Origin of the sequence: Bacteroides sp. AM44-19 (genome assembly GCF_003603395.1) — a bacterium.
Classification (GTDB): Bacteria; Bacteroidota; Bacteroidia; order Bacteroidales; family Bacteroidaceae; genus Bacteroides; species Bacteroides uniformis.
In genome coordinates this window covers 33864-56806 of sequence record NZ_QTNB01000021.1, presented here as the reverse complement: position 1 = coordinate 56806, position 22943 = coordinate 33864, and the positions used below count along the sequence as shown (strand labels likewise).

The following is a 22943-nucleotide window of genomic DNA, read 5'->3' as shown; positions in this document are numbered from 1 at the left end:
CCTGCGGTGGAAGCAACCTGAAAAGGTGGAAGCAAAATTTGCTTCCACCTGCCTGAAACGCCTGAGTTTTGCAGTAAGCTGCTATCCCCTACCATAATACTGCATGCAGATTACATGAATCGGCAGGTTCGGTTTTCCTGCATTTTCGGGCTTGTCCTTACTGTGAAGTCAACAGATATGGAGTTGGACTGTAGGGGCATAGTAGGAGTTATCGGGAGTCAAAGGCCGACTATGAATAATGCACTCTAATGTCTTTTACACCGTTGTATAATACGTTTGCGCCTTGTGCGCAATAGGTTCGGGCTACGTACTTCATCCGCAATAGCTCTGGAGTTAGTGACGCCTAACGGCCATGAACAACCCTGCTTACGGTCGTCAAGCGATCGCTTTATGGCCGAAAGCAGGGTTGTTCATGGCCGTTAGGCGTCATAAATTCCCTATGCCACAGCAGACAAACAAAGGGAGAAGAGCAAAGGAATACCTATGTTTTAGATAAAAATCCACAAGCTTTCACTCGTGCTCTCCATAGGTTATGAGAGCAGGCTTCGCGCTCTGTGCGATAAATTCCCATTTATCAGCAGGCATACTCACTTACGAAACTTCAATTACTTATATAAATTGTTTCAGCCAAAGGCAGTACGGACATTTGCAAAAATATGGAAAGTCTTATTATGAAAAATTGCTATGGCATCGACTTCCGTTCGTGGCGTAAGGAGCTACGTACACGCGAGAAAACCAAGCAGACACCCTGCAAACTGCCGGACAGAGTAAGCCGGAGTTTGCAGGGTGTTCTGTTTAAAGTATATCAAATCTCTGTTTTAATTTTGCTTAAAAAGATTTTATTCAGCTTCTTTTCGGTCTGTCTTCCTCTCTTTATTCGCCACATAGCCGCTATGCTCCTCAGAAAAACATCCTCAAAGACAATGCAGACAGTTACTAAATATTTGAAGGAGTTATCGGGAGTTAGAAGTGATAACTCTCCTAACTCCTATAAATGAAAGAGACGTGAGCCTTTCCCCAAAAAAAATAGAGAAACATAGATACACTTAAACAAAAAACAATTATCTTTGTCACAAATCCGCTATAGCGTAGTGGGTTTATTTACATATTAGTAAGAGCATTATTGAAATTATCTTCTTTATTCAAACTTCGCAACTTTGAAAATTACAGATGAAGATAACAACAAGGATGCTCACGTCTATGTTTATATGGTTTTCTCCCATCAGGGGGATGGTATATACACAAACGACGTGGGTGACTGTTGTATATTCATCTGTAGGGCAATGCGAAGGCCTGAATAAAGGATATACAAACATAGTTACTCACGTTTTTTTTATTGTTTAACCTTTAAATAATTTGTGTATATGAAACAGAACACACCAGACGGTAGAGAAGCATACATCACTCCGTCTATCGAAGTTATCAAAATGGAGAATGAAGGAGTCATTGCAACAAGCGGCGAACCTTACCATCCCATTACGCGCTCCTATTCGGGCAGCACCTCTACCCATAGCTACAATTCGGCATCCAGCAGCGACTTGGAAGACCTAATCAATGACATCTTAACCGTAGAAAACTAAGGGGGACTTCATTATGATGAAATTAAGAAACCTTATGCAAGTTGCCTGCATGGCAACTGCTGCCTTGACCGCATTCAGTTGCAGCCAAGAGGAATTTGAAAACAGCGGGTGGAAAGGAAACATCACCGTTAACGCAACGTTTGAAGGCGCAGGTACCGACACCCGTACTACCGTAAACGATAAATACAAGATTCTATGGCAAGATACCGATGCCCTAGGGTTGTTCTGTAGTAATGCAGAAAGTAATTATAGCAATACAAAATTAGAATATGCAAGCGGTGCTGGTCAAACTTCCGCCACTTTCAACGGCAGCAAGCCAAGCGGAGAAACGGCTGTATTCTCCATCTATCCTTACCAACAAAACATGAGCGTAAGCGGCAATACATTGACCATGACTCTACCTGCCACGCTTACAAATTATAACGGCAGCAGCAATGGCCCGATGTATGCCAAGGTGACAAATCCCGACAATCTGAGCGCTCTGTCCTTCAAGCACATGGCAGCCATGATAAAACTGACCGTCAACAAGATTCCGGCAGAGGCCACTACTTTCAAGATTATTGCCTCCAATAACATTGCAGGTACTTGTACGGTAGACTTAACCGCAGCAGACCCGATACTGACGGTAGCAAGCAATGGAAGCAAGGAAATCACTGCCTCCTTCACTGCTTCAGCTGATATAAAGTCTCGCAACTTCTACATTCCTTTGCCCACAGGTACTTATAGTTCCATCACTGCCCAACTGACGAATGGAAGCGACAAGGTATATTTTACCAAGACGCTTAATGACAAAATCTTAGGGAGAAGAGACATATTGGTAGTACCTCCTTTGGATTGCGTTGTGGTAGAGGCTACAACCCCCAGTACGCTTAGTACAGCTTTAGCTGATTCAAAAAATCTCCCACAAGAAGCACCGACAGCAGCAACCGTAACCGACATTGCAGTCAGCGGCAGCTTCAATACCACTTCTGGCAGCAACGACGGCATCGCCATCCCGGTTTTACAGAACTCGGACATCAACCTGGCGTTCAATACAGCCCCGACAACCAGCACTTCTGCCCCGTTAAAGCTGACCGACAAGACCAATACCAGCGTAAGTACTCCCGCCGCCACTGCCACCAACAGTGTATCCTTGGCTGTGCCGGAAACCACAGCAGAGCAAGAAGCTCCTTCTGTAGCCATCACCATGCCAAGCACCACCGTTACATTGGCAGCAGTAGGCAATAAAGCCACTTACAATGAAGTGACTGCCACTACCGCCCAGCAGACATTGATTATCAATGCAGGCGTCACCGTAAAGAAGCTGACCGTAAAAGGCGGTAACTTGAAGATATATGGAAAGGTAGAACAATTGGTACACGATGCCGGCGATACCACAATCTATATAATAAAAGGAACTAAAGCATCACTTCCGGCAACAATCGACAGCAAATTTGTAGTTCAATCCGACGTGGCAGTCCTAAAGACCGCTTTCGCCAACGGCGAAGATTTTAAATTGTCCGCCGATGCCGACATCACAGGGCAAAGCGTCAGTGTACCCGCCGGAAAGTCCGTGGTTCTTGACTTGAACGGATATACACTGACTGCCGACAACAGCGCAACAGGCAAAATCATCGTCTTGGGCAAGATGACACTGAAGGACAGCTCTACCGAGAAGAAAGGCAAGATAGTTGCCAGCCAGGATTATACAGCGGCTTCTTATAATGGCAGTCTGATTGAAATAGCCGGTGAAGATGCCTCCATGACCATGGAAAGCGGCAACATCAGTGCAGTCAGAGAGACTCCGGACAGTAACGGCCAATATGGCGTCGGAGTGACGGACGGTGGAGACTTCACCATGACAGGCGGCAAGATAGAAGCCGGATGGTTTGCAGTGGCAGGCAACGGCAATTACAAGACGCAGAACTCCATCATCAACATCACAGACGGAGAACTCATTTCTACTGCTGACTATGCAGTCTATCTGCCCCAATCCGGCACAACGACCATCAGTGGCGGCAAGGTTTATGGTGCCGCAGGAGGTGTATGCATCCAACGAGGCACTCTGAATGTGGAAGGTACAGCCTTGATTACCAGTAAAGGCACAGGTAGCACCGGCAACTGGGGCGACGGTACCGGAGGACTGGACTGCGCCGCCATCAACGTAAGTGGAGCATATGGCATTGCCACAGTAAACATCAAAGGCGGTACACTGATTGCCGAAGCAAAGTCACTCATCACAGAAGGCACCACTTATACACCGGTCATCAACGTTACCGGCGGTACATTCTCCGACCCAAGCGCGCTGAAGTACATGAAGGCAAATGCAAATGTGAACATAAAGTTGACCGCCGACAAGACCTGCCCGGGATTCAAGACCACAAGCGGACAAACCTTGACGATGGACTTAGGCGGCAAGATTCTTACACTTGCTGACCCGACCGTAGGTTCCACCGGCACCGAAACGAACAGCTGTCAATTACTCGAAGGTTCAAACGTTACTTTCAAGAACGGAACGCTGAAGAGTGACAACAACAAAATCATGATTCAGAACTACTGCAACCTGACATTAGATAATATGACAGTAGAAGACACAAATGCCCAATACGTAGTAAGCAACAATTGTGGCAACATAAGCATCAACAATACCACTATCAACGCAGGAAGCAATGCGAATCAATTTGCATTCGACGTATGCGGCTATGCAAAGTACACTGCTGGAGTCACGGTTACGGTAAGCGGTACGAGCGTCATCAATGGAAAAGTGGAAATTTCCAAGAGTGCAGGAAATACCGAACTTATGAAGCTGAATATCACAAGCGGTACTTTCAACGGTGACTTAAAGGTAGATACATCCGTGGGAACCGAAAATGCCCAAAGTATCATCTCTGTTTCCGGAGGTACATTCTCCGACCCAAGCGTACTGAAGTACATGGCAACCAACGCAACTGTGGATATAAAACTTCTCTCAAATATCAACATCGCCAAGACGGAGCTTGCCACAGGCTACATATTGAATGCTGCAAACGCAACGGCAAACTTAAACCTGAATGGCCACGACATCATCAATTCCTCAGAAACAGCTGATGCCACTCCTTTCACACAAATCTTTACTGTACAGAACGGAACACTAAACATTTCAGGCAACGGCAATGTGAAGTGCGATGCATCTGCTACAGCGAAAGACGATGGTTATCGCATGGTAATTGAAGCCCGAGGATACGGGACAGTAAATATTCATGGCGGTTCTTACTATAACACCCAGAAACTGAACACCCAGATAGACCTGATTTATGCAAGAGAGAATGGGAAAATCAATATCTATGGAGGAACATTTGAATCCGGCAAATATGGTACACCCAACAACGACACGGATGGCAGATACTGGGTACTGAACTTAAAGAATACAGACAAGAACACTGCCAGCATCCAGGTGTCCGGTGGAACGTTCATCAATTTCAACCCGGCAAATCCGAATATGGACGACAATGAGTCCTATTTGGTAACAGGCTACGAGGTTACCCGTGACGGCAGTGTATATACAGCAGCCCACAAAGTCGGTGATGGGAGGAAAGAATATATTGTTGGCCAAACAAGTCAGGAGAACCGATAAGCCAAATTCTAAGAAAGGAAGCAATATATCCTCGCAAACCAAACGAAGAGATATCGGAATCGCCTTATTACTATCTTTTAGATGCGGCGGACAGCGGATTTTCTTTTATAGATCTGCGTCCTCCGCGTCTAAAGAATGACAACAAGACAGTTGAAAAATCTCTCAAATCTTCCTCATTCACACAAACATTCATTATTTTTCTGAGTAGCCCAAAGTATCATGAATAACAACTAACAATCAAAACATATGAGAATACAGATATTGGATTATCAAGTAGGACCGCACACCTTTCGCATGGTGAAACCTTCCGACTTCAATATATTCAAGGCGCTGCCTTCACTGATTCCGTTCATCACGACAATAGACACGACGCAAAAAGTAATCTTTGAAACAGAGATAGACGATGACGAAACAACGACAAAACGAACCATAGCGAAAACTCCCGATGATATATGTTTCAACTGGGAAGATGCCGATTGCATCATTCGCCCTTTGCCCCACAGCTCACACCTTGTATCCATCACCCCACGGAAAAGCGGGAAAAACTATTGGATGGAGTGCAACGATAACTTCAGGCAATGCTTCATCCACCTACCGGCCTGCAGGACAGAAACACCGGCTCCGGAAAACGAAACGAACTTCGTACTGAACAACTTCTTGATGATGCTCTATGCCTTCAATGCCGCCCGCCACCATACACTGCTGATGCATGCCTCGGTTGTCGCTACTGAAACAGGCAAAGGCTACCTCTTCTTAGGGAAAAGCGGCACGGGCAAAAGTACGCACACCGGGCTCTGGCTGCAACAGTTCTCGGACTGCCATCTACTGAACGATGACAATCCGATAGTACATGTGGACAGCCTCGGCAAGCAAGCCACTGTTTTCGGTTCTCCGTGGAGCGGAAAGACACCTTGCTATCGGAAAGAATCCATGACCGTAGGCGCCTTCGTCCGCTTGGAACAAGCACCGCAGAATGAAATAGAGCAAGAGAGAGCAGCACATGCTTTCGCCACCCTCCTCCCCTCCTGCTCTTGCCTGAAGCAGAACAAGGAAATCTATAACGCCATTGTCGCCACTGTGACGGAACTTGCCACGCTGGCACCCGTCTATCATCTGAAATGCCTGCCCGACCGTGAAGCGACGGAACTTTGCAGAAAGACGGTAGAAGGATAAGTTATGAATGATGAACTGAACAGCCGATGAAGAAAAGCATTCCCAACGAGATATTGCTTCCCGAAGTGGCGCGTCTCATCAAAGAGGGACATACAGTAACCATCACCGTGCGGGGCAACAGCATGAATCCTTTCTTAGTGGACCGCCGTGACCGGGTGACACTGGGCGATTTCACCACAGAACAGCTGCAACCGGGCGTCACCGTACTGGCACGCGACCTGACGGAACGCATCGTCTTTCACCGCATCATCCGTCGGAACGGAGACATACTCATCCTGCAAGGCGACGGCAACCTCGCCCAGACCGAAGAAACCGACATCGGACGGGTAATGGGCGTCATGACCGAAGCCATGCGAAAAGACAAACGGTACACCGCCGACGGCAAAGTCTGGAAGCTCTACTCCTACTGGTGGATGAAGCTAAACCCCGCTCGCCGCTGGCTGCTCGCCCTGTTCAGAAGAATATAAAACAAAATAACCATGAAAATCAAACAAGGATTTATCCTGCACCGGATAGGCGATGACTACATCATCATGCAAGACGGCTCGTCGAACGTGGACTTCAGCAAAGTCATCAGCCTGAACCAAACTTCCGCCATGCTTTGGCAAGAGATAGAAAACAAAGAGTTCGATACAGACAGCGTGACAGAAGCCCTGACCAGCCGCTATGATGTAGATAACGAATCGGCCCGTCGCGATGCGCAGAAGTTTATCGACTCCCTCGACCGCGAAGGAATCATAGAATAAGGACGGATATGCAACACGCTTTCTTTTCATTGGTACGCTCCGGCCTGTGGGGCACTCCGGCAGACCGACAACTCTTCCGGTCGGTCTCGCCGGACGACTGGGAAACCGTGTACCGCATGGCAAACTCACAAGCCCTGCTTGCACTGACTTTTGACGGCATAAGCAGTCTGCCGGCCGAACTGCGCCCTCCACGCGTCCTCTATCTGAAATGGGCTGCCCGGACTGCACAGATAGAACAAGCCAACAAACGCCTCAACCAGCTTCTGCCCGAACTCAATACCCTTTACCGGGAAGCCGGGCTGCATCCCGTACTGCTGAAAGGGCAAGGCATCGGCACCAACTACCGCACTCCCTTGCACCGGCAATGCGGAGACATCGACATCTATTTAGGAAAACAAGGGCAACCCATAGCCAACCGCCTCCTGCTGCAACAAGGCGCCATAGTCGAGGGAGAAGCGTCCGACAAGCATGCTAGCTACAGTTTGAAAGGAGTACACATCGAGAACCACCGCATCATCCTCCGGCTGAACAGTCCGCTTGCCAACCGGTACTTTCAGCAGATTATCAGAAAATGGTACCCGCAGGAAACAGACTATGCCCTATTCTCCGAAACCGGGAAAGAGGACTCGAAGGCCGTCAGTATCGCCATACCTCCGGCCACCTTCAATGCACTTTATATCTTCCTGCATGCCTTTGTACATTTCCTGAACAGCGGAATCGGCCTGCGCCAGCTATGCGACTGGACTTGTCTGCTTGCCAATCGCCACAAAGAAATAGATGCCACCACCCTGCTTCGCCAGTTGCAGGACCTCGGACTATTGCATGCCGCACAAGCATTCGGCTACATTGCCGTCACCCGACTGGGATTGCCCGCTAACCGGCTTCCTTTCCCCTTGGAAGGCACCAAGCAGATAGGAGAACAATTATTGGAAGACATCCTGTCTACCGGTAACTTCGGGCAACATGATAACCGCATCAAGCCACGCCCCAAAGGATATTGGGCAGGAAAGTGGTACACCTTCTGCCGCGCCACCCGACGCTGCAACGAACTGCGTCAATTTGCACCGTACGAAGCACTCTGGTATCCCGTGACTCTGATAGGGGGAACGATAGCTATACAAATAAACCGATCAAAAGGAGTAAAAGACAAGAAAGCAAGGACAAAGAAATAAAAGAACCCGGAAAATAAAAGGAATGAAAAAGCAACAGAAGGACAAAAAAGTGAAAAAGGACAGACGTGAAAAACTTAGGTATATTCGAGAGGTATCTGCCGAACAACGCGGACGTATCCTGCTAAGTTGCCTCACCGGCATTCTGGGCGTGGCCTTTGCCCTAGCCTTTATCTATGCAACCAAACGGGTGATAGACACCGCTACCGGAATAACAGACGACAACCTGACGCATATCGCCGTTCTCACCGTTGTCCTGCTGACTGCCCAATTACTGTGCGGAGCTGCTGACACTTGGATAAGTACCCGTATGCAGATAGAGACGGGCAACGCCCTTCGCCACCGCCTCTTCTCGCGCTTACTGCAAAGCCGCTGGAACGAATTGGAGCGTTTCCATACCGGAGACGTAGTGAACCGGGTAGAACAAGACACCACCGCCATCGTCACATTGCTCACCTCTTCTGTCCCGGCATTCATCGTCACGAGTATACAACTGCTGGCAGCCTTTCTATTCTTCTACTTTTTAGACCCTTCACTGCCATGGCTGATTGTTGCCATCCTGCCCGTCTTTCTATCAGGCAGCCGTTTCTATATGCGACGAATGAAACGCTATACACATGATATTCGGAACAGTGACGGTCGCATCCAGTCCGTCATACAAGAGAGCCTGCAACATCGCATAGTGATTAAAACATTGGAACAAGGCGAACGGCATCTGGACAAACTCGATGACTTGCAAGACATGCTCCACAGCCAAGTCATGGGACGTACCCGTTTCTCGCTTTCTGCCCACATGTTAGTGGCCCTTGCCTTTTCCGGCGGATACCTCACGGCTTTTCTTTGGGGAGCCGTTCACCTCAGCGCAGGCTGTATCACCTTCGGAACGATGACCGCCTTTTTGCAATTGGTAGGAAAAGTCCAGCGTCCCGTGTTCGACCTCTCACGCCTGATACCTTCCGTAGTCAATGCCCTTACCGCCATAGACCGGCTATTGGAATTGGAAAGACTGCCGGCAGAAGCGGATGGTGACAGCATATTCCTCGCCTCTACCCCGGAACTGGAACTGAAAGACGTGACTTTTCGCTACACTCCCGATGACCGTCCGGTATTCAGCCGCTTCTCCTGCCGTTTCCCCGCCGGTAGCTGCATAGCTATAGTCGGAGAAACAGGAAAAGGAAAGACAACGCTCATCCGGCTATTGTTGGCACTGGCAACGCCACAAGAGGGACAGATACTCTTGATACCCGCCAAACATCCACTTGAAACCAATCATACCGTCTCTCCGCAAACCCGCAAGAACTTCGTATATGTCCCGCAAGGCAATACCCTTTTCAGCGGAACTATCCGTGACAACCTGCTGATGGGAAACCCACAAGCTTCTCAAGAAGCCATATATCAAGCCCTGCAAACCGCCACCGCCGACTTCGTCTTCCACCTTCCCGACGGCGTAGACTCCCCACTCAGCGAACGAGGTGGTGGACTCAGTGAAGGACAAGCCCAACGCATCGCCATTGCCCGCGCTCTGCTACGCCCCGGAAACATTCTTCTTTTAGATGAAGCCACTTCTGCCCTCGACCCCGACACGGAACGGCTGTTAATAAAAAACCTGCGCAGAGACTGCGCAGGCAAAACATGTATCTTCGTCACCCACCATCCGGCAGTAGCGGAGGCATGCGAATCTATTGTCCGATTATAATCAGAGAATAAGCCCCAACGGGTATCTGCCTTTGGTTAACAAACTCAGAACAGCTTCGCAGGATACTCGCCCGCATCCACCAAAGCCTGAATCTTGTCGACTACACTCTGACGGTCTTCGGGATAAGTCACACCGAACCACTTGCTGGTTGTATCAAGCACTTCGCAGGTAGCAGTGCCATCGTTAATCAGCTTATCCACCATCAGCGGGATGAAGAATTCGCTTTTCAGGTTCTCCATATTCTTCGGGTCGCTCAAGAAACTCTTGAAAAACTCTGCACTGTAAGCAAAATAATCGGGAGTGAAACCCCAGAAGTTCATGCTGACCGGAGTCGTCTCGGGAGTGGCAGTCCATTCACCGTTATCGTCGATGTACTTCACCTCACCGTCCATGCGCTGAATCTTGGTACGTTCCACTACGGAAGTCAGCAGGTTGTTCGCATCCGTTCCACACAATCCACGGGATACGGTACCGCTCTCGCTCAACGTATTGCCGATGCGGAAGCCTACCATGGAATATACGTTTTTGGAGCCTTCGGGAAGGGCTGCAAGGAATTTGCCCATTACCTGGAAGGAGTCACGACCGTAGAAATCGTCGCAATTGATAACAGCAAACGGTTCCTTTATTACATCGGCACCCATCATTACAGCATGGTTGGTTCCCCAAGGTTTGGTACGGCCTTCGGGGCAGGTGAAGCCTTCAGGAAGGTCATCTATGGACTGGAATACCAGTTCGCAGGGAATATGGCCTTCGTATTTGGAAATAATCTTGTCGCGGAAGTCCTGTTCAAAATCTTTACGGATTACGAAAACGAGCTTGCCAAAACCGGCATTGATGGCATCGTAAATAGAATAATCCATGATAGTTTCGCCATTCGGTCCCAATCCGTCCAATTGTTTCAAGCCACCATAACGGCTGCCCATACCGGCTGCCAATAAGAATAAAGTTGGTTTCATATTAGTTATTATTTAAAAAGGTTAGTGTATCACAGTTGATAACGGTTGCAAATGTACAAAAATTTATGGCTGACAGAAGGGAGTTTTAGTTCATTCTTTACCACTATCCGTTCAAAAACGTACATTTAGAACGGATAACCGATGGCAAAATGCAGTGCCATACTATCCTTGAACTTAGGAATATTGTAATATCCCGACTTTCCGGTATCATACGGGTCGTGAAGCCCGATACCCAAATCCAGACGGAAAACAAGGAAGTCCAGGTCATAGCGTAAGCCGAATCCCGTACCCAAAGCAATCTGTTTCGGGAAATTCTTCAAGGTGAACTCACCGTTCGGGCGATTTTCGTCCTTACGCATCAGCCATACATTGCCGGCATCCAGAAACACCGCTCCATGCAAGTCGGCAATCATACGGAAGCGATACTCGATATTGGCTTCTATGCGAATATCACCCACGTGGTTGATATAGGTATATTTCCTATCCGTCTCGGGAGGATAGCCGCCCGGACCTATACTGCGTGCAGAAAAGGCGCGCACACTGTTGGCACCGCCGATATAGAACTGTTCCGTATAAGGTGCGGTCGTAGCGTTGCCATACGACCATATCACCCCTCCGGCAATACGCGAGGCTATCATCTGATTCTTGTCTATCCGGTAATGGTACCTGAATTCCGAGTTCAGCTTCAGGAACTGTGCAAAAGGTACCCCGAAAAGCTTCTTTCCTTCCTCACTGAACGGCTTGCCGAAAATACGGTAGACGGCAGAAGTCAGGTTACCGGCCGACGCAACGGTGGTCTGCCACCAGATGGGGTTACGCTTGCCGCGCACGGAAGCGTTGTCATAAGTATAGGTGTACTCCATGGCAGGAATGAACTGGTCGCGCAAACTAACGTAGAGTGCCGGATTCTCGGCACGCAACGTATCGAAAGCGGCAGTAGGATTGCGCAGTACATTGAATGTCAACCGGAAAGGAGTTATACTGTGCCTGGAAGTCGATTTGGGCTGGAAGTCATAAGTGACATTACCGCCAAAAGCCAACAGCTTATAATACTTGGCACGGTTCATCTGGTCGGCATATAAACGGAAAGTCGTTGTAGCCGGGAAGTCATACTCACGGTCGCCCATCCTAGGAAACACCACGCGCGGAAAGATAAGCGAAGTGGAGATACCCAGTTCATAACTGTTCATCAAGGAAGAACTTGCCTTGCCCGTCTGCCATTCGTACGAACCGTTCAACTTCACATTCCAGCTTTCACCGCCACCGAAGACATTGTTCTTCGTCACCGTAAAAGCGGCACCCGGTCCCGTCTGGTTATTGCTCTTCATGGTGACATTAAAATCCAACTCCGCATCGTAGGGTTTATCGAGCGCGGCAATGACCCTCACATCCAATGTATCAGACACAAACGCCGTATCACGCGGTATATACTGCATCTCCGCATAACGGAAAATACCGACGCTTGCCAGACGCTCCTGAATACGGGTCTGACGGTACAAACTATACAAACTCTGCATAGAACGCTGGCGGGCAATACCTGCGCTGTCCTGTATCTGACGTTTCCGCCGATAACCTTGATAGTTCAACCAACGGTAAAGCATGTTGGGACGTACCGGTGGTTTGTTGTAGTAATGTATGGTCAAGCCTTTGTAATCCATGCTGTCATTGGGTTCCTGCCCCTGCTTTCCAAGAAGATAGACGGATTTACGCCCCACACGGAACTGCTTCTCGGCTACCTTTGGCATACCGGGAACGGGAATCAAGCGCATCTGGACATGCCCATTGGGAACCATCATGGTATCGGCCTGATAGGTCAGGTAGTCGGGACGGAAATAATAACAGCCCACATTACGCAGCAGGGTACTGATACGGGTACGCTCCCCATCCAAATCAGCCACATTGAATTGTTCTCCCGAACTGATAAGGGAACGTCGGCGTCCCAGCTCCATAATGCGAGTGGTACGCTCGCTGAAACCACGATAATATACCGTATCTATAAAGTAGGGGTTACGCATGTTCACCGTATATTGCGACTTTGCCTTCAGCGAGTCCTTCGGGTCGATAAATGTCTTGTAGCTGACGCTTCCGTTGAAATAGCCATAATCGCGCAACAAGTTAACCGCCGCCTTCTGGCGTATATCGGGATTCACCGTAGACATAAGCACCGGAGTGGCGGCAAATTTATTGAATATCCACTTTCCGAATCCCTTCTCATACTTCTGGAAACCATTGTAAATCCACAGTCCGAAAGGAAAGGGATAGCGGATAGTAGAGCTTCCCAGCAACGAATTGTTCGGTGCCGTAGCAAGGGCGGCTTCCACCTCTTCCATAGCAATCTCACCAACAGACGTTTCACTGCGGTTCAATACAATCATCGGCTTTTGGCCGGTATAGAGTATCTCCCCCTCGGGCAAGTGCTTCGTGGTGGAGCAACCTGCCAGAAATATCAATCCTGCAATATATAATATCAGTCGTTTCATATCACATTCCTACTTTTTCATATCGCTATTTTCAGCCTCCGGTTTTATCTTTTTCTTCCTGAAGATGAAGAGTTCACTCAATCGGTCCATCTTCCGGCGCAGCACAAGGCCGACACCCGTTTCGGTTATCTCACCGTCGAGTATGCTTTCGTAGTTTTTATTATGGAATACACGGACATATCGAGTACCCGACGCATCAAGACGGTATTCCAGCGATATATTGTCAATGAATGATTCCGCATCGTTCGTGGCATTGGCCCCGGTGGACACTTTTCCACCGATGACTATCTGTACGCGGTCGTTGAAGAAACGCTGGGAATAACGAAAACTGAAGTCTTTCTGCGTGTCACCCGTTTCAGCAGAGGTACGGTCTTCCACACCTACACTGATATTGGCCCCTTTTATACCTCCCGCCAAGGAGTTTATCTGGCTCTGAAGTACTGAGTTCAAGGCGGCTCCCATTGACAAACCTCCTCCTTTGGCACCACTGTTCAGGTAAATACCCGTGGCAAGCATGGCAATGGCCTGCTTGCTACGCTCTTCTGCACCCATTGCCTGCAGCTCATTCTCTACTGCGGCATCTTCGGGCGCCGAAATATCGAATATCAAATCGGGAGCGTCAAGCCTGTTCTTGATGGAAATGGAAACATCGAAGTTCACCATGCGCGAACCGTCCCCGTCACCATCGGCCACAGAAGCACGCATACGTTCCGTAGCCTTCAGGCTCAGCGTAGGATTCATAATATTCCCCCGCCAATCCACATAACTGCCGGGATTGAACTGGAACTCCTTCAACGGGATGATAGGCAGCGAATATTTCATGACGCCACCCGAAAGGGTATAGCGTCCGGTAAGGCTCATATCCCCTTGGGGAGTATACTGCATATTCAAATCACCGCCACCTTCCAGTTCGATGTATTTGCTACGGTCGGGACTCAAGTCGGCACGAAGACGGACAGCATCGTCAATATGGACGGACATATACATTTCCAATCCTCCCAAAGACATGGCAGGAACCTCATCTGCTTTTACCGACGTCGTATCGGTGAACGAGGTAAAGGTAACCAGCCCACTGAGACGGTCTTCCACCGTTAAAGGGGAATCGGTCAACACGTAGGTTACGTTGGTATTGCCCAGCAAATTCATGTTTCCACGCATCGTGAGCCCGTCAAGCGGCCCCTTCACCGTGGCATGCAAGTCGACGAACACCTTTCCATACACCAGACTTTCGCGAGTACGCGGTGCATCCAGCAACGTATAGTTCTCTGCCAGCAGATTGAGGTTGGCAGTAGGACGCTCCATATTCCGGAAATCAACCTTACCGTCAATCGTAAACGGATTCTTGCTGGTGGTATAAATGGCAAACTTATCAAATATCAACTGATTGTCCTTTATCTGTACCGGACGGTTGTCGAACCAGTAACGTGCTCCCGCCTGGCGTGCATAGACAGACACACTGTCCAAAACAATATCACCATGCATTTGAGGCTTGTCCAGCGAACCATAAATATAAAGCCCTCCATCAATATCTCCGGTAAAGGCCACCGTTTGGTCAGGGATGAATGCATTGGCCATCTTCAATGGAAAATGCTCGAAACGGGTGGACACTTCCAGGGTATCCTTTCCGTTCTTCTGCGTCAAGATACCGTCGGCGGTCATCACTTCTTCATTATCATATGTAAAATAGGTATTCAGATAGTGCGTATTCTTGTCGCCCGGCAACCAGGTAGCCCCCAGGCCGATGTCTCCAACCGGTTGGCGTTCGTAGGTCAGTTTCTCTACATTGGCTTCGGCGGACACCTGCAGGGAAGTGGCAGTCTGTATATAATTTGCTTCGGCGGAGAACAATCCCGTAAGCCGGGGCATATAAGGAAGTACCTCCGTAAGTTCATCCAAGCGCAATCGGCTCAGTTCTACGTTTATATTCTGCAAGGAAAGGGTATCATTCTTGTCGGATTGCATACGGAAACACAGACCATCGTCGCTGTCCATATCAATATTGGCATAGACGCGCATATTCTTATGCAGATAAATCCAGTTACTATTGTCCGCAAAGTGGAATTTACGGAAAGCGATAATCGGCTCGGCAGGAATAAGGTTCAGCAGCACACCATTACCGCGACCGTGTCCTTCGGTCAACGGACGGGCATTAATACCGAATAGAACACCGGTCTGCCCTTTTCCATTCACATAATCCACAGTCAGTTCCGCATCTTCATTACGGACTTCACCCGTCAGTGTGCTACGGAACACAAACTGCGGGTTCTTGGGACCGTTTATGACACCACCTTGCAACTTCATGCGGGCAGTATCCTGCTTTACTGTAAAAAATATCGTATCGAGCTGCAAGGAGTCCATGCGCAATCCGTGAACAGCTGTACGTCCATTGATGCCGACTTGCGGAGTAAATCCGAAGCTCAGTTTGAAATCATTATAGGAAATACCCTTTGCAGCCAGGAAATAGCTGACGGGATTCTGGTTACCGGCTTCCAGATGCATGCCCGCTGAAGGAAGGACTTGGCGCAAAGCGGCATGGTCCAAACGCCGTTCATCAATCTGCTTTGTCAGGATAGAGACAAATTTATCCGACTGTTCCATCAACTTCTTCAACGTGCTGTGAGCGCGGAAACGCAGATTCAAGTCACCGGCATCAAGCCTCAACTTGAGAGAATCATGACGTGCCTCCGCTCCCATTGTAAAGGCAAACGGGTGTTTCAATGGTCGGGGCACCAAACCCAGCTTATGCAGATTCACCTCTTCCACATTTAAATCCAAAGCGCCATCCAGATAGCTGCGGTCAAGACGCATATCCGCATTTCCCTGCATCTTGAGAAGGACATTATCGCTGGCAAGACGGACGGTAGCAACGGATGACTTGAGTCCGGCATGCACATCTACACCGGAAATGTCCCAATGGCCATACTGTAGTTTTTCCAAGGAGGCATTCAAAGCGGCCACAGTTTTTCGTGATGCCACATCCACCCCTTGCCCCTTAGCGGACATCTTTGCCGTAAGAGTATAGATAGAGTCCTTGGGCAGGAAGTGATGCACCTGCAAGTTGTTGATGGCAAGGTCGGCATGGTAGGCTTCCGTAGCAAGATTATAGGCGGCGTCCAAATTCAAGGCGCCTTCCTTCTCCTTCAGTTTCAGGGCGGCAGTGCACTGCGCCCCCTCCATACCGAGACGTGCCGCAAGGTGCATACTGTCCGGCACAATGATGGAGCCATCGGGAGCAATGTCAGCTAGTCCGGTCAGGAAGTTCAAGTTCTGCGTATGCATTTCGAAGTCCATGCTTCCATTGCGTTTCACACTGTCGGTCAAGCTCCAGAATTCTCCTCCCCCACTCAACGAAAAGGCTCCGGGCAGCTCAGCCGTAAAACGGGAAATCTGCATCTGCTTCAGGTTTCCTTCCGTACCGGCATGAATCACCAACGGACGGAACGGATAGGCTTCCTTGAAAGCTTCCGGCAAGCCACCGGCAAAAAGCAGTACATCCTGTTTGCCGATACGGGCATTGAAACGGGCTGTCAGACGGCCGGTGGTAGGTATATTTATCAGTTCCCAGTAAGTCTGTGCCGTAAGGTTCATCTCACTATGAGGTGTCAGCAACTTCAAAGAAGGGATACGGATAACGGTAGAATCGGCAAACAACCGCCCGGTCAGGGAGGTGACGCTCAAACCGGAACGCTCATACATGGAAAATTCCCGGATAACGGCATTCATATCTCTGCCGTAGTACATCACAGAATCAATGCCCAGGCGAATGTCGCGAAGAGCAATGTGCGAGGGGTCGAAGCCTATCGCACTCCCCGGGCCAGCGGTATCATAATTGACAGAAGTTCCAGTCAGCAGGAATTTTCTCCAGCCATAGAACTGGTGTTTCAAGTCGGCAGCAGCGTCCGCAATCTCAGCATCTCCTATATGGGCTTTCAGCCCCATGGAGTCCAATGGCATCTGTAAATCGACCGAGACGTTCTTCAACTTCAGAGTATGGAGTGTGACTTTCCAGTTTAACGCAGTGTCAGTAGTGTCCTTGGGAGTCTCAGTGGTATCTGCAAGCATCACCTGCACATGGGTATCGCTCAATTCTATATTATTGAGGATGGCATCTTCTTTTGTAAGGTCTATGCCATGGCTTTCGAAAAAGAAATGCCCCAGTACTCCTTTGATGCACATACCTTCCATTAAATTGGAGGAGTTGACAGCAACTTGTTTCAAGGTAATGTCATCCACCTCCACTTTCCCTTTGAGTAAAGGCCATGCCTGTACCCGTACGTTCAAACTTCCAAGATTCAGCAAGGTATCGGGATGCTGCACATCAACAGCACTGTCGGCAGGCTGTACCACCAATACACCGCGGACCAACAAATTCAAAGGAAAGCGAAGGTCAATCCGCTCCACGGATATGTCCATACCCGTAGCACCTGATGCAATTGCCGTAGCCTGCTTCCGTATCAAATTCTGTACGGGAGGCACATAAAGCAATATCATCAATATTATAAACAGTATAATAGGAGTAAGCAACACCCACAGTGCTGTTCTCAACCATTTTCTTCTCATCGGAACGTCAATCTTTCATCGTATTTAAAAGTCCTACAAAGTAAACAATTTCTTTCGACATTTGGTTCCCGACAGAGAAAAATCACGTATTCTTCTCTGTTCCCCCATTACGGAAAAGCTGTTGCCTGAGTAATGACATCCTCTATCAAAACGAGGGCGGCAAGGGCGTGTTCTTTCAACTCTCCGGTAAAAGGCACTCCATGAGAAGTTTCCAACAGTTTCAGCAATGCAACCAGTTCCGCTGCTCCAATTAAAGTAAAGAGGGGAATCATTTTGTGGGAGACAGCAGCCATCTCGTCCACATCCTCATTCTCCACAGCCTTCTGCAAACGCTCCGCATTGAGGCGGGTTTCAGCCACAAAACTTTCCAGAATGGACTTTGCCGCCTCGGGGTCATCGACCGAAAAAGCAGTGAGCGAAGAGAATTTATACCCCGGGCAAGCCGAAGTTTCCGAAACTTCCATAACCTCCATCCCTTTGTCCTCCATATTCAATTCATGTAGCAATTCACTGACGGTAAACGGCTTATGCAGGCATCCGGCAAATCCATGCACCGTAAATTCCTCACGCTGCATGTCACTGCGGGCAGTGACAGCAATCACCGGAACAGACTGTGCCTGCGGTATGTTCGAAGCACGAAGCAGTTTCAGTAAATCAAAACCATTAATAGCAGGCATCTGCACATCAGTAAGCAGAACATCAAAGGTTGCAGTGCGCAAGGCATCCAGCAGTTCATCCAGTTGTAAACAAGAGACAGAATTTATACCACTCTGCTGAAGCATGGCGGCAGTAAGGGTAAGCTGAATACGGTCATCATCGATAAGGAGGACATTCTTCAGTGAAGAATGAGGAACGGGGAATGAAGAATTGCCATTCGGCGTGGCAGCACATCCCGATTCTTCATCCTTCATTCTCCGTCCTTCACTCCTTACGGGATAGATAGGAATATATATGGTGAAAGTGCTTCCCTTGCCTGGCACACTGTCTACATCAATCGTGCCTTCAAGCAACTGTACCAGCATACGGACAATGGAAAGTCCAAGTCCAAACCCCTCTTTACCCTGAGCACCCGGTAAGCGGGTAAACTCCTGGAAGATACGTTCCCGGTCGGCAGGTTCCATACCTTTACCGGTATCAGCAATGGCAACTACCAGTCGACGGTCCTCGTAACGGGCAGTCATGGTAACACTGCCTTGGTCCGTAAACTTCACGGCATTGGACAGCAAATTGTTGATAATCTGGCGCAGACGCAAGGGGTCGCAAATATAGGTACCGCCCAGCTCCGGGGCAATGTCGCAATGAAGCGCCAGTCCTTTGGCAGCCGTAAGTGGTTCAAAACTGACGTGTATCTCTTCAAGCAGGCGGGAAGGATGAAAGGTGACCCGGTTGATTTCGGCCTTGTTCAAATCAAGACGATGGAAGTCGAGCAAATCAACGACCAGCTTCAGCAGATGTTCCGATGAGGTTTTCATATTGTCCAGATAGAACCGCTGACGCTCATCCACCGTCAGACGGGAAAGCAAGTCGGCATAGCCCATAATAGAACCGAGCGGGGCTTTGAAATCATGGGTAATGGCAAGCATCAGTTTTTCACGGACAGCGAGTAAATCCTCGGCACGACGACGGGCCTCTTCCAACTCACGACGGTAACGGTTGCTTCGGGTTATGTCGCGGCCGATGATAATAAGAAAAAAAGCGGAAAGCAACACCGCACCTACGGCAATGCCACTGATAATCTTGGCCGAACGGCGTCGGACCGCTTGTTGATACTCGGCTTCCGTCCGTGCACGCAGCAGAGTTTCCGTCTCGTAATCTTTCAGCAAGCTGTCAATACGAGCGGTCAGCATATGGTCCAAGCGTTGCAGATAGCGTTTACGTCGCTGTATAACAGTGTTTACAGCTTTTTTCTGCTGGGCCACGGCACGCAGTTTCTCATGCAAAGAATCGGCCGGATTATAGGGTTCAATCACCGTATCCGTTGCAAATTCAAGGGAGGTCTTTACCTGGATAGCCGTATCTTTCTTTGGGGGGACAAACACTTCACCCAAACGACGGAAAAACCCCTTCTTCCGAGGGCGTGTCACGACGGTATCCCGATGTGTAATGATACGGTGCTGCACACGCTGCTGGGTCACTACCGAGTCCTGCTGGGCAATTATCTGCTCAATGTCACTGGTGGATACCATGCTGTCATTCGCCTCACTCAGCGTGCGCAGCATTTTTATCGTATTGGTATCCTTCTCGCGTATCAAAGCAAGCACGCTGTCTGTCCATTGTACATCGCGGTCATCAGTAAGAATAAGGTTCTCCATTTCCCGGTGTACGAAAAACAAGGAAAAAAACAATACCGCCAGCAACAAAGTGTAGCCTACGGCAATCTTTACTTTGGAGACATTATTCATACTATCAAATCCTTTCCCTGGTCTGTTTACGGAACCTCAACCACAGCATCACTCCCGCACTGGTCAGTCCGAACGGGAAAGCCATCCAGACTCCCGTCAGCCCCCAACCGAAAACGAAACCGCAAAGGTACCCTACGGGCAAAGATATAATAAAATAGGATATAAATGCAATAATCATCATCGGTTTCACATCCGAGATGCCGCGCAGGGCATTGGCAAAGTTAATCTGCAACCCATCGCCGAACTGGTAAATCAAGAACGGGAAGAAGAGAGCGGCAACCATGCCGGACACTTCCGCATTGTCCGTAAACCATCCCCCTACCTGACCGCGAAGCGCAAAGACGATACCCAGCAACACCACCTCCATACACAGGATGATGTGAAGGCCGGCATACGCCGAGCGGCGCACATTCTGCCCGTCTCCCTGCCCCTTGAAGTTGCTGACACGCACGGCAACCGCAGCGCCCATGCCATAATACATCATGAAGGTGAACTGAGAGATAGTAAGCATTATCTGATGCGATGCTAGGGCAAGTGTCCCCAGCCAGCCCACCATGACGACGCTCAGACTGAAGGAAGCGGTCTCCATACCCATCTGCATACCCACGGGCCAGCCCAGTGCATTGAGCTTCCTGAACATCGGCATCGACCACCCCAGCCGCATGAAGCCGAGCCTGTAACGGATAAACCGGCGGCCGCGAAGCACAATCGCCGCAAAGACCACCACCATCACAATGCGGGAGAACAAAGTGCTGATACCCGCACCAAGCAGTCCCATCTCCGGAAAGCCCAGCTTTCCATTGATAAGTATATAGTTTCCTACGATGTTAAGCGCATTCCCTCCGAGCAGAATCCACATGGCCGTCTTGGTATCGGTGATGCCGTCCGTAAACTGTTTGAAACCGTTGAACAGCATGACAAAGACCAGTGAAGCAAGCAACACCAGATAGTAAGGCTTGATTAGAGGCAACAATTCTCCGGGCTGTCCCAGCCGCTCCACATTGAAATAGAGAACAGCCATGACAAGAGTCAGCAACAAAGCCACCAGCACATTGGCAACCAGGCTACACCGCAACGCCTGCCCTGCCTCGGCAAAGCGGCGGTTACCGTAGAAGCCCCCTACAACCGGTGTCAGCCCGTAGCTGAAGCCCGTACTGAAAATAATGCAAAGAGTAAACAGATTGTTTACGAAAGAAGCGGCACCCAGTTCCTCCGTGCTGTGATGCCCAATCATCAGCGTATCGGCAAAACCAAGCACAATGACTCCCAACTGCCCCACCACAATGGGTAGCCCCAGGAGAAGCAATGCTTTATAGTGCTGCTTATACGTATCAAATAATTTTTTCATACTAAAGGTTTTCTTTTTGGTAATAAAGCACAATCCCGTTTTCATCGCGGAAGGTCTGTTGGGCGACCCTATGAAGCTGTTCTGCCGTCACAGAGCGGTAATTGTCCACTTCACGGTCTATGTCTTCCGCCTGCCCGGTCAGTTCAAACCAGGCAAGATTCGTGGCAACATTCAGATAATTGATGTTGCCGAATATCTGTGTAGACTCAAACTTGTTCTTTACTTTCTCCAATTCCTGCTCTCCAACAAACCCGGATTTCAACTCTTCCAACTCTTTCCGGACAGCAGCCTCGGCTTGTTCCAAAGATACGCCTGCAGATGGTTTTCCACTGATATGCAGCAGGCCGGCATCCCGTGTACCGGAGATATAGGCATCGAGACTGGAAAAGAACTTCTGCTCCTGCACCAGCCTGCGGGTCAAGCGACTGGAACGTCCATTGCTCAGAATATCCGACAGAATATCGAAGGCATAATAATCGGCATCCTCACGGCTACACATGTGATAAGCCATGAACAAAGCATCCAGAGGAACATTCCGTTCCACCGTCTGCCGGCGTTCTGCCGTCTGTACAACTTCTTGCGGTAATTGCCTTACGGGCACATTCCTACGGGGAATGGGAGCAAACCATTTTTCTGTCAGCCTAACCGTTTCTTCCCACGAAATATTTCCGGTAACGGCCAGCACTGCATTATTAGGTGCATAAAAACGAAAAAAGAATTCCTTTACCTCATCCAGCGTGGCATTGGCAATGTGAGAGAGGTCTTTCCCGATAGTAGGCCAGCGATAAGGATGCGTTTGATAAGCCAAAGGACGAAGCAGATGTCCCACATCACCATACGGCTGGTTCAAGCAACGTTGTTTAAATTCCTCCATCACCACCGCACGCTGCACTTCAAGACTTTGCTCACTGAATGCCAGTTCCAGCATGCGGTCGGACTCCAGCCAGAAGCCGATTTCCACATTCGATTTTGGAACCGTCAGGTAGTAATTGGTAATATCATTATTGGTCCATGCATTATTCTCCCCGCCTGCCAATTGCAAAGGAGCGTCATAATCAGGAATATGCACCGAACCTCCGAACATCAGATGCTCGAACAGATGGGCAAAACCCGTATGCTCGGGATGTTCGTCACGGGCACCCACATCATAAACAATATTCAAGGCAACCATCTGCGTGCTGGTGTCCTCATTGTGCACCAACCGCAGACCGTTGTCAAATATCTTTTTGTTTATCTTCATA

At 49.1% G+C, this 22943-nt stretch carries 13 protein-coding genes; 7 read left to right on the top strand and 6 right to left on the bottom strand.

The window, feature by feature from the left end; all coding sequences use genetic code 11:
• Positions 1-1364 precede the first annotated feature (1364 nt).
• The 7 genes from DW947_RS19250 (at position 1365) to DW947_RS19220 (ending at position 9956) form a co-directional block, all read left to right on the top strand.
• A complete protein-coding gene (locus DW947_RS19250) occupies positions 1365-1580 on the top strand; it encodes a hypothetical protein (RefSeq protein WP_016274224.1) in 216 nt (71 codons plus the stop codon).
• A 13-nt stretch (positions 1581-1593) separates the two neighbouring features.
• Positions 1594-5172 carry a fimbrillin family protein gene (locus DW947_RS19245; RefSeq protein WP_119958605.1) on the top strand — a complete coding sequence of 1193 codons (3579 nt, stop codon included), beginning with the start codon at positions 1594-1596 and terminating at the stop codon, positions 5170-5172.
• Positions 5173-5418: 246 nt separating this feature from the next.
• Positions 5419-6345, top strand: a complete 927-nt coding sequence (locus tag DW947_RS19240; protein WP_016274226.1) for a hypothetical protein — start codon at positions 5419-5421, stop codon at positions 6343-6345.
• 26 nt (positions 6346-6371) lie between these two features.
• The gene (locus DW947_RS19235) at positions 6372-6812 is read left to right on the top strand and encodes a S24/S26 family peptidase (protein ID WP_016274227.1); all 441 of its coding nucleotides are present in this window, start codon (positions 6372-6374) and stop codon (positions 6810-6812) included.
• 12 nt (positions 6813-6824) lie between these two features.
• Positions 6825-7091, top strand: coding sequence for a PqqD family protein (locus DW947_RS19230; protein ID WP_005834925.1), 267 nt, complete (start codon positions 6825-6827; stop codon positions 7089-7091).
• 8 nt (positions 7092-7099) lie between these two features.
• Positions 7100-8263, top strand: a complete 1164-nt coding sequence (locus tag DW947_RS19225) for a nucleotidyltransferase family protein (protein ID WP_016274228.1) — start codon at positions 7100-7102, stop codon at positions 8261-8263.
• A 22-nt stretch (positions 8264-8285) separates the two neighbouring features.
• Entirely contained in the window at positions 8286-9956 is a 1671-nt protein-coding gene (locus DW947_RS19220; RefSeq protein WP_016274229.1) for an ABC transporter ATP-binding protein, read from the top strand.
• A 44-nt stretch (positions 9957-10000) separates the two neighbouring features.
• Here the strand turns inward: DW947_RS19220 and DW947_RS19215 are convergent, their stop codons facing one another.
• The 6 genes from DW947_RS19215 to DW947_RS19190 form a co-directional block, all read right to left on the bottom strand.
• The gene (locus DW947_RS19215) at positions 10001-10912 is read right to left on the bottom strand and encodes an NDP-sugar synthase (protein WP_005834919.1); all 912 of its coding nucleotides are present in this window, start codon (positions 10910-10912) and stop codon (positions 10001-10003) included.
• 125 nt (positions 10913-11037) lie between these two features.
• Positions 11038-13392 (bottom strand): BamA/TamA family outer membrane protein, encoded by a 2355-nt coding sequence (locus DW947_RS19210; protein WP_117963530.1) that lies wholly within the window; start codon positions 13390-13392, stop codon positions 11038-11040.
• Positions 13393-13401: 9 nt separating this feature from the next.
• Positions 13402-17952 (bottom strand): translocation/assembly module TamB domain-containing protein, encoded by a 4551-nt coding sequence (locus tag DW947_RS19205; protein WP_117866636.1) that lies wholly within the window; start codon positions 17950-17952, stop codon positions 13402-13404.
• Positions 17953-18059: 107 nt separating this feature from the next.
• Positions 18060-20354 carry a hybrid sensor histidine kinase/response regulator gene (locus DW947_RS19200; RefSeq protein ID WP_005828587.1) on the bottom strand — a complete coding sequence of 765 codons (2295 nt, stop codon included), beginning with the start codon at positions 20352-20354 and terminating at the stop codon, positions 18060-18062.
• Positions 20355-20358: 4 nt separating this feature from the next.
• Positions 20359-21702, bottom strand: a complete 1344-nt coding sequence (locus tag DW947_RS19195) for an MATE family efflux transporter (protein WP_008665947.1) — start codon at positions 21700-21702, stop codon at positions 20359-20361.
• A 1-nt stretch (position 21703) separates the two neighbouring features.
• On the bottom strand, positions 21704-22942 hold the full coding sequence (locus DW947_RS19190) for a M16 family metallopeptidase (protein WP_005834912.1): 1239 nt from the start codon (positions 22940-22942) through the stop codon (positions 21704-21706).
• Position 22943: the final 1 nt, after the last annotated feature.

Coding starts and splice junctions, on each gene's coding strand:
- DW947_RS19250 (WP_016274224.1), top strand. CDS start 1,365: ATGAAACAGAACACACCAGACGGTAGAGAAGCATACATCACTCCGTCT.
- DW947_RS19245 (WP_119958605.1), top strand. CDS start 1,594: ATGATGAAATTAAGAAACCTTATGCAAGTTGCCTGCATGGCAACTGCT.
- DW947_RS19240 (WP_016274226.1), top strand. CDS start 5,419: ATGAGAATACAGATATTGGATTATCAAGTAGGACCGCACACCTTTCGC.
- DW947_RS19235 (WP_016274227.1), top strand. CDS start 6,372: ATGAAGAAAAGCATTCCCAACGAGATATTGCTTCCCGAAGTGGCGCGT.
- DW947_RS19230 (WP_005834925.1), top strand. CDS start 6,825: ATGAAAATCAAACAAGGATTTATCCTGCACCGGATAGGCGATGACTAC.
- DW947_RS19225 (WP_016274228.1), top strand. CDS start 7,100: ATGCAACACGCTTTCTTTTCATTGGTACGCTCCGGCCTGTGGGGCACT.
- DW947_RS19220 (WP_016274229.1), top strand. CDS start 8,286: ATGAAAAAGCAACAGAAGGACAAAAAAGTGAAAAAGGACAGACGTGAA.
- DW947_RS19215 (WP_005834919.1), bottom strand. CDS start 10,912: ATGAAACCAACTTTATTCTTATTGGCAGCCGGTATGGGCAGCCGTTAT.
- DW947_RS19210 (WP_117963530.1), bottom strand. CDS start 13,392: ATGAAACGACTGATATTATATATTGCAGGATTGATATTTCTGGCAGGT.
- DW947_RS19205 (WP_117866636.1), bottom strand. CDS start 17,952: ATGAGAAGAAAATGGTTGAGAACAGCACTGTGGGTGTTGCTTACTCCT.
- DW947_RS19200 (WP_005828587.1), bottom strand. CDS start 20,354: ATGAATAATGTCTCCAAAGTAAAGATTGCCGTAGGCTACACTTTGTTG.
- DW947_RS19195 (WP_008665947.1), bottom strand. CDS start 21,702: ATGAAAAAATTATTTGATACGTATAAGCAGCACTATAAAGCATTGCTT.
- DW947_RS19190 (WP_005834912.1), bottom strand. CDS start 22,942: ATGAAGATAAACAAAAAGATATTTGACAACGGTCTGCGGTTGGTGCAC.